At 74.6% G+C, this 7,945-nt stretch carries 8 protein-coding genes; 1 reads left to right on the forward strand and 7 read right to left on the reverse strand.

The genetic code is table 11. The features are described 5' to 3' along the window. Window positions 1-137: 137 nt before the first annotated feature. From fabF to AWW66_RS08160, 7 genes are all read right to left on the reverse strand, one after another. Window positions 138-1,364 (reverse strand): beta-ketoacyl-ACP synthase II, encoded by a 1,227-nt coding sequence (gene fabF, locus AWW66_RS08130; protein WP_067362076.1) that lies wholly within the window; start codon window positions 1,362-1,364, stop codon window positions 138-140. Window position 1,365: 1 nt separating this feature from the next. Next, a complete protein-coding gene (locus AWW66_RS08135) occupies window positions 1,366-1,605 on the reverse strand; it encodes an acyl carrier protein (protein ID WP_067362079.1) in 240 nt (79 codons plus the stop codon). Between the two features lie 214 nt (window positions 1,606-1,819). Continuing rightward, entirely contained in the window at window positions 1,820-2,767 is a 948-nt protein-coding gene (locus AWW66_RS08140; protein ID WP_067362082.1) for a beta-ketoacyl-ACP synthase III, read from the reverse strand. Between the two features lie 254 nt (window positions 2,768-3,021). Continuing rightward, window positions 3,022-4,191, reverse strand: a complete 1,170-nt coding sequence (locus AWW66_RS08145; RefSeq protein WP_067362085.1) for an acyltransferase domain-containing protein — start codon at window positions 4,189-4,191, stop codon at window positions 3,022-3,024. Between the two features lie 87 nt (window positions 4,192-4,278). Continuing rightward, window positions 4,279-5,511: a PucR family transcriptional regulator gene (locus AWW66_RS08150; RefSeq protein WP_067362087.1), complete on the reverse strand. Its 1,233-nt coding sequence runs from the start codon at window positions 5,509-5,511 to the stop codon at window positions 4,279-4,281. 42 nt (window positions 5,512-5,553) lie between these two features. After that, window positions 5,554-6,231: a response regulator gene (locus tag AWW66_RS08155; protein ID WP_067362090.1), complete on the reverse strand. Its 678-nt coding sequence runs from the start codon at window positions 6,229-6,231 to the stop codon at window positions 5,554-5,556. Further along, entirely contained in the window at window positions 6,228-7,418 is a 1,191-nt protein-coding gene (locus AWW66_RS08160) for a sensor histidine kinase (RefSeq protein ID WP_245648022.1), read from the reverse strand. Before AWW66_RS08160 ends, AWW66_RS08155 begins: the two co-directional genes overlap by 4 nt. Window positions 7,419-7,607: 189 nt before the next feature. Between AWW66_RS08160 and AWW66_RS34290 the strand changes: the two genes are divergently transcribed. Beyond that, on the forward strand, window positions 7,608-7,945 hold a 338-nt coding region (locus AWW66_RS34290), incomplete at its 3' end, for a hypothetical protein (protein ID WP_083978321.1).

Here is a 7,945-nt window from a genome sequence, read left to right on the forward strand (position 1 = left end):
GGCGTCGGCACGGCGGCGGTGCGTCTTCCGGTTGATCCAGTGCAAGGAAGGGCCCCCTGCTAACACCCGGGTGTTAACAAGGGGCCCTTCCTTGCACCCGGCGCCGTCGGTTCCGGGGCGTCGGGTGTGGTGCGTGCTCAGGCCCGCGTGAAGACGAGCGCCACGTTGTGCCCGCCGAAACCGAACGCGTTGTTCAGCGCGGCGGGGACCTCCAGGTGGCGTGCCTTGTGCGCGGCGACGTCCAGGTCGAGGTTCTCGTCCGGGTCGTCCAGGTTGATCGTCGGCGGCACCACCCCGTCCCGGATGGCCAGGATCGTGGCGATCGACTCCAACGCACCGGCCGCGCCGAGCAGGTGCCCGGTCATCGACTTAGTGGCGGAGAGCACCGGGTGGTCACCGAGCGCGGCCCGCAGCGCGCCGATCTCCAGCATGTCCCCGACCGGGGTGGAGGTGGCGTGCGCGTTGACGTGCACGATGTCCGACGTGGCCACGTCCGCGTCGACGATCGCCTTGCGGATCGCCCGGATCGCGCCCTCACCCTCGGCGTGTGGCTGCACGATGTCGTACGCGTCGGAGGTGACCCCGGCCCCGGCGAGCCGCGCGTACACCCGGGCGCCCCGGGCGGCGGCGTGGTCGGCCCGTTCCAGGACCAGCACCCCGGCACCCTCGCCGAGCACGAACCCGTCCCGGCCCTTGTCCCAGGGGCGGGAGGCGCGTTCCGGGTCGTCGTTGCGGGTCGACATGGCCCGCATCGAGGCGAACCCGGCGATCGGCAGCGGGTGGATGACCGCCTCGGTGCCGCCGGCCACCACCACGTCGGCCCGGCCGGCGCGGATCAGGTCCAGCCCCAGCGAGATCGCCTCCGCGCCGGTGGCACAGGCGCTGGCCACCGAGTGCACGCCGGCCTTCGCGCCCAGCTCCAGCCCCACCCAGGCGGCGGGGCCGTTCGGCATCAGCATCGGCACGGTGTGCGGGGAGACCCGGCGCGGGCCGGACTTCTCCAGGATGTCGTCCTGGGCGAGCAGGGTGGTCGCGCCACCGATCCCGGAGCCCACGCTGACCGCCAGCCGCTCCGGGTCCAACCCGGAGTCGGCCAGCCCCGAGTCGGCCCAGGCCTGCTGCGCCGCGATCAGGGCGATCGCCTCGGACCGGTCCAGCCGGCGCAGCTTGACCCGGTCGATCAGCTCACTCGGATCGACGGCGAGCTGGGCGGCGATCCGTACCGGCAACTGCTCGGCCCACTCCTGGGTGAGCGGACCCACCCCGGAGCGGCCGGCGAGCATGGCGTCCCAGGTCGACGCGACGTCCCCGCCCAGCGGGGTGGTCGCGCCGAGCCCGGTGACGACGACGTCGATGCGACTCATGTCAGGACTGCGCCTCGATGTAGCTGACGGCGTCCCCGACGGTCTTCAGGTTCTGCACCTCGTTGTCCGGGATCTTGACGCCGAACTTCTCCTCGGCGGCGACCACGACCTCCACCATGGAGAGCGAGTCGACGTCCAGGTCGTCGGTGAAGGACTTCCCCTCGGCCACGTCCTCCGGGTTCACCCCGGCGACCTCTTCGAGGATCTCGGCGAGGCCGGTGGTGATCTCTTCACGGGTCATTACGGTGGTTCCTCTCGATACGGTTCGCTCGACGGGCGGCGACGCGCCGCCCGGTCACGTCCGGCGCAGGCACCGGAACGGGTCTACGGGGTACGACCGGCGCCGGCGCCGGCCGTCGGGGTACGCGCCCGGCGCGCTCGCGCCGGACCTGACGGGTACGACCCGGCGTTCACGCCGGACCTGACGGGCACGGACCCGGCGCTCACGCCGGACCTCATGGGCAGCGGACGACCTGGCCGGCGTAGGTCAGGCCGCCACCGAAGCCGAACAGCAGGACCGGCGCCCCGGAGGGCACCTCCCGCCGCTCGACCAGCTTGGACAGGGCCAGCGGCACGCTCGCCGCCGAGGTGTTGCCGGACTCGACGATGTCCTTCGCGACGACCGCGTGGGGCATCCCCAGCCGGCGGGCGATACCGTCGATGATCCGGGTGTTGGCCTGGTGCGGCACGAACGCGGCGATCTCCTCCGGGGCCACCCCGGCCCGCTCGCACGCCTGCAGGGCCAGCGGGGCCAGCGAGGTGGTCGCCCACCGGAACACCGACTGCCCCTCCTGCCGGACGTACGGCCGCCAGCCCTCGATGCGGACCGCGTCGCTCTTCTCCGGCACGGAACCCCAGACCACCGGGCCGACCCCGGCGGGCTCGCCCTCACCGGTGGCGGTGAGCACCGCGGCGCCCGCCCCGTCGGCGAAGATGATGCAGGTCGTCCGGTCCGTCCAGTCCACGACGTCGGAGAGCTTCTCGGCGCCGATCACCAGCGCGTTGCGGGACGCCCCCGCGCGGATCGCGTGGTCGACCGTGCCGAGCGCGTACGCGAAGCCCGAGCACGCGGTGTTGATGTCGTACGCCCCGGGGGCGGTGATGCCGAGCTTGCCGGCGACCCGGCAGGCCACGTTCGGGCTGCGGTCGGCCGCCGTGCAGGTGGCCACGACGACCAGGTCGATGTCGGCGGCGGTGAGCCCGGAGTTGGCCAGCGCCTTGTCGGCCGCCGCGGCGGCCATGTCGGCCACCGACTCGCTGCTCTCGGCGATCCGGCGCGAGACGATGCCCACCCGGTCCCGGATCCACTCGTCGTTGGTCGAGACCAGTTGCGCGATCTCGTCGTTGGTCACCACCCGCGACGGCTGGTAGTGACCGAGTGAAACGATCCGACTACCACTCACGCTGCCACCTCGCTGCGTCCGGCGTCCGCACGGAAACCCAGAATGATGATTCGCTCGCTGTGCTCGCTCACGCTGCCACCTCGCTGTGCTCGGCGTCCGCATGAGGACCGACGTTCATGATTCGCTCGCTGTGCTCGCTCATGGCGCCACCTCGCTGTGCTCGGCGTCCGCATGAGGACCGACCTTGATGATTCGCTCGCTGTGCTCGCTCATGGCGGATACCTCCCTGAGGTAGGTGCCCCGGGCCGGCGCGGTCATGCGGGACCGCCGATGCGGGCCAGGGGCTGCCCGGGAGCGACCGGGGCGTGATGGGGGGCGAGCCACCCGGTGAGGACGCCGGTGCCGTGCGCGGTCACCTCGACCGGCCCCTGCCCGGTGACGACCCGGCCGATGACCTCGCCGGTACGCACGTGGACGCCCTCGGCCAGCTCGGCGGCCGGCTCGAAGGTGCCCGGCGCGGGGGCGACCACCACCTGGAAGGCGGGGGTGGGTCGCGGCCCCGGCGTACCGCCGTGCCGGGCGATCAGGTCCCGGGCGGCGGGCAGGTCGTCGGGGGTGTTCAGGGTGACGATCTCCGGCGCGCCGGCGCCCTTCAGCTCCCGCTTGACCAGGCCGGCGAGCGTGCCGGCCGGCGGCAGCTCGAGCACGCCGGTGACCCCGAGGTCGGCCAGCGTCCGCATGCACAGGTCCCACCGGACCGGGGCGGTGACCTGGCGGACCAGCCGCTGCACCATGTCCCGGCCGTGGCCGACCGCCGAGCCGTCGAGGTTGGACAGCAGGATCCGGGTCGGGTCGCTCGGCGTGATCCCGGCGGTCAGCGCGGCGAGGCTCTCCTCGGCCGGCGTCATGTACGGCGTGTGGAACGCCCCGGCCACCTTCAGCCGGACCACCCGGGTCTTCGCCGGCGGCTCGGCGGCGAGCTTGTCCAGCCCGGCGAGGGTGCCGGCGGCGACGACCTGACCGGCGGCGTTGCGGTTGGCGGGGTACAGGCCGGCGGCGTCGACGGCGGCGAGCACCTCGTCGGCGTCACCGCCGAGCATGGCGGCCATGCCGGTGGGCTCCAGCGCGCAGGCGGCGGCCATCTCCCGGCCCCGGACCCCGGCGAGGGTGATCGCCGTCTCGGCCGACAGCACCCCGGCCAGCGCCGTCGCGCCCAGCTCACCGACGCTGTGACCGGCGGTGACCGCCACGTCGTGCATCGGCAGGTGCTCGGCGGCGAGCAGGGCCGCCGCGACCAGCAGCGGCTGGGTCCGGGCGGTGTCCTTGATCTCCTCGGCGTCGGCCGCGGTGCCGAGGTGGACCAGGTCGACCCCGGCCAGCGCCGACCACCAGCGCAGCCGCGCCTCGGTGCCGGTCAGGTCGAGCCATGGGGTCAGGAAGCCGGGTTTCTGCGAACCCTGGCCGGGCGAGAGGACGGCGAGCACGCTTATGACTCTTCCGGATACTCGGAGGTTGCGCTGTGTCGACGTGCACCAAACCGCACTAGAACCTTTAGAGGGATCCTACAAAGATCAGCGCTGGTCGTCGGACTTCTGGGCGGTTCTGCCGCCGGATGCCGTTTTGGTCGGGCTGCTGGGCACCGGGTCCAGCCGTCCGATCGTCAGCGCCATCTGGAGGGTGAACGCGTCCCGGGGGGCGAGCGGGGAGAAGCCGGTCACCTCGCTGACCCGGCGGAGCCGGTACCGCACGGTGTTGGGGTGCACGAAGAGGGCGCGGGCGGCGCTCTCCAGCGTGCCACCGGCGGCGAAGAAGGCGTCCAGGGTCTCCAACAGCTCGCCGCCGACCCGGACCAGTCCGGCGTACACGTCGTGGCGCAGCCGTCGGCGGGCCTCGGCGTCGCCGGCCAGCACGCGCTCCGGCAGCAGGTCCGCCGCCGGCACCGGGCGGGGCGCGGTGGGCCAGGCCGGGGCCGCCCGGAACCCGGCCAGCGCGGCCCGGGCCGACTCGGTCGCCCCGTCCAGGCTCGGCACCGCCGGTCCCACCACGACCGGCCCCTCGCCGAACGCCTCCAGCAGCTTCTCCGTGGCGGCCACCGGGTCGGCCGCGCCACCCAGCACCACGACCAGCCGGTCGCCGTGCACCCCGCCGATCACCTCCACCCCGATCCGGCGGGCCTGCCGGTAGACGGTGTGCAGCACGGCGGAGACCTCGCCGCCCGGGGAACGACCCACCGCCACCGCCACCGGCGGCGCGTCCGTCCAGCCCAGCGCCGCCGCCCGGCTGGCCAGTACGTCCGGGGAGTCGCCGCGCAGCAGCGCGTCGACCAGCAGCGCCTGCAACCGGGCGTCCCACGACCCCCGGAACTCGGCGGCGCGGGCGTACGCCCGCGCGGCGGCGAAGGCGATCTCCCGGGAGAAGCGCAGCACCACCTCGCGGAGCTGCTGCTCCTCACCCGGGGCGGCGAGCTGCCCGGTCTGCTCCTCGACCACGTCGATGGTGACCTGGATCAGGGCGACGGTCTGCTGGAGACTGATCGAGCGGGCCAGCGAGTGCGGGGCGGTGGCGAAGACCTCGTCGGAGACCTCCTGGCTGCTGTCCGCCGTGCCGCCGCCGTCGCGCAGCCACTGCACCAGGGAGCGGACGCCGGCCTGGGCGACCAGCATGACCCAGGAGCGCTGCTCGGCCGGGAGCGCCCGGAACCAGGGCAGGGACTCGTCCATCCGGGCCACACTGGCGGTCGCCAGCGCCCCGGCGGCCTTCTCGATGCGCCGCAGCGTCGCCGACAACTCGGTACCAGACCCCACGCCCCCACCCTGCCATCACCGGTACCGCGCGGGCGCGGCGGGTCAGTCGGGTGGCGCGGGCAGGGCCAGTTCCTGGGCCAGGATGGCGGCCTGCACCCGGCTGCGCAGCTCCAGTTTCGCCAGGATCCGGCTGACGTGGGTCTTGGTGGTGCTCTCCGCCAGCGCCAGCCGGTCGGCGATCTGCTGGTTCGACAGGCCCAGCCCCAGACAGGCCAGCACGTCCCGTTCCCGGGGCGTCAGCGTCCCGACCGCCGCCCGGGTCGCCGCCGACGCCCCCGGGGTGGTCGCCGCGAACGCGCTGATCAACCGCCGGGTCACCGCCGGGGCGATGATCCCCTCGCCGCGCGCCACGGTCCGTACCGCCGCCACCAGCCCCGCCGCGTCGGTGTCCTTGAGCAGGAACCCGGCCGCCCCGGCGCGCAGCGCGCCGAAGACGTACTCGTCGAGGTCGAAGGTGGTCAGCACCAGCACGTCGGCCAGGCCGTCGGCGACGATCTCCCGGGTGGCCGAGATCCCGTCCAGCACCGGCATCCGCACGTCGAGCACGGCGACGTCCGGCCGCAACGACCGGCACAGGCGTACCGCCTCGCGTCCGTCGGCGGCCTGCCCGACCACGGTCACGTCGGGCGTCCCGGTGAGGATCAGGGCCAGGCCCGCCCGTACCGCCTCCTGGTCGTCGGCGAGCACCACCCGCACCGGACCCTCCGACCGCTCGGTCATGTCGCCTCCGTCGTGGGTAGTTCCGCGCGGATCCGCCAGGTGCCGTCCACCTCGTCGGCGGCGAAGGCGCCGTCGAGCAGCACCGCCCGCTCCCGCATCCCGATCAGGCCGGCGCCCGCCCCGGCCAGCCCGTCGCGCCCGGCGCGCACCGGGTTGGTCACCGTCACGACCACCACCCCCGGCCGGTACGCGATCTCCAGCGTCGTCTCGCCGGCACCGTGCTTGAGCGCGTTGGTCAGCGACTCCTGCACGATCCGGTACCCGGCGAGGTCCACCGCCACCGGCAGCGGTCGGGGCACCCCGTCCACCCGGTCGCGTACCGCCAGGCCGGCCGCCCGTGCCCGGGTCACCAGCACGTCCACCTCGCTGAGCCGGGCCCGGGTGGCCTCCTCGGCGAGGTCCGTGCCCGGCCCGTCCCCGGCCGGCTCCCGCAGCAGGCCGATCATCTGCCGCATCTCGGCCAGGCCCTGCACGCTGTTCTCCCGGATCACCCGCAACGCCGAGTCCACCTGCGCCCGGTCCAACCCGGGCACGGAGAGCGCGGCGGTGGCGTGGATGGCCACCGCGCTGAGATGGTTGGCGATCACGTCGTGCAGTTCCCGGGCCATCCGGGACCGCTCCGCGCCGACCGCCTGCCGCCGGTCCCACTCGACCAGCCGGGCGGTCTGCTCGGCCCGGACCCGCTCGGCGGCGGCCTGGTCGCGGTACTGCCGCACGGTGGTCCCGGTCAGCACCGGCAGCAGTCCGACCAGCGCCACCAGCACGCCGAGCGCCACCGCGCGCCAGTCCCGCAGCAGCGCCACACCGGCCACCGGGACGACCACGGTCAGCGCGACGGTGACCCGCAGCAGCCGCCGCCACAGCCGGGCGGAGCCGTACACGCAGGAGTCGTAGAGCACCTGGGTGTAGACGAGCGAGGTGGCCAGGGAACCGCCGAGGAGCAGGTCCGCGACGATCGCGACGGTGCCCAGCGTCAGCCCGGTGCGGGTGGCCACCCGGCGCAGGCCGACCGCCACGCAGACCACCACCAGCGGCACCAGGAAGGCGGCCCGTGGCACGACCGGGTACCAGCCGACGCCGGCGCGCAGGCCCAGCCCGTGCAGGAGCAGGCCGCCGGCCAGCGACAGGCCGGCCAGCATCAGGTCACGGCCGGCCGTTCCCGACCCGAGCCACGCCGGCACTCGCACGCCGCGATCACACCACACCGGGCGCCGCCGTACCTCCGACCCGGGAACGACCCCGACCGGCCGGGCATCCGTCGAACGGCCCATCCGGTCCGCCCGGCCGGGGGCTGTGTACCGCCTCTGTGCCGGCCAGTACGGTGACAGGGCACGTCGGGGACGATCCTCCGGCGCTGGCGAAGGTGAGGAGACCGGATGGCGCACGGGGAGGCCGAACACGGCTGCGCCCAGGGGGAGAGCTGTCGGCCGGGTCACCACGAGCAGTCGGCAACGGCCACGGCGCACCGCCGGCCCGCCTGCGCCGCATCCCACCCGGCACTCTGCCCGGCGTCCCAACCTCTGGGACAGCCGGCCGCCTGGGCCGGCGAACGGGTCGAGGAGGAGCTGCCGGTGCCCCGGCAGCGCACCGGTGAGGCGGTCGCCGAGGCCGGCGCGGAGCTGGCCGGCGGTTGCCTCAGTGAACGTCCGGGGTGGGCCGGGGCGCACCGGCACGGGCCGGTTCGACCCCGCCGGCGGTCCGGTCGCCGGGGCCG

Source organism: Micromonospora rosaria (assembly GCF_001567585.1).
Classification (GTDB): domain Bacteria; phylum Actinomycetota; class Actinomycetes; order Mycobacteriales; family Micromonosporaceae; genus Micromonospora; species Micromonospora rosaria.

Bases quoted from the DNA above. Each gene is read 5' to 3' on its own strand.
- fabF (WP_067362076.1), bottom strand. From the start codon at position 1,364: ATGAGTCGCATCGACGTCGTCGTCACCGGGCTCGGCGCGACCACCCCG.
- AWW66_RS08135 (WP_067362079.1), bottom strand. From the start codon at position 1,605: ATGACCCGTGAAGAGATCACCACCGGCCTCGCCGAGATCCTCGAAGAG.
- AWW66_RS08155 (WP_067362090.1), bottom strand. From the start codon at position 6,231: ATGACCGAGCGGTCGGAGGGTCCGGTGCGGGTGGTGCTCGCCGACGAC.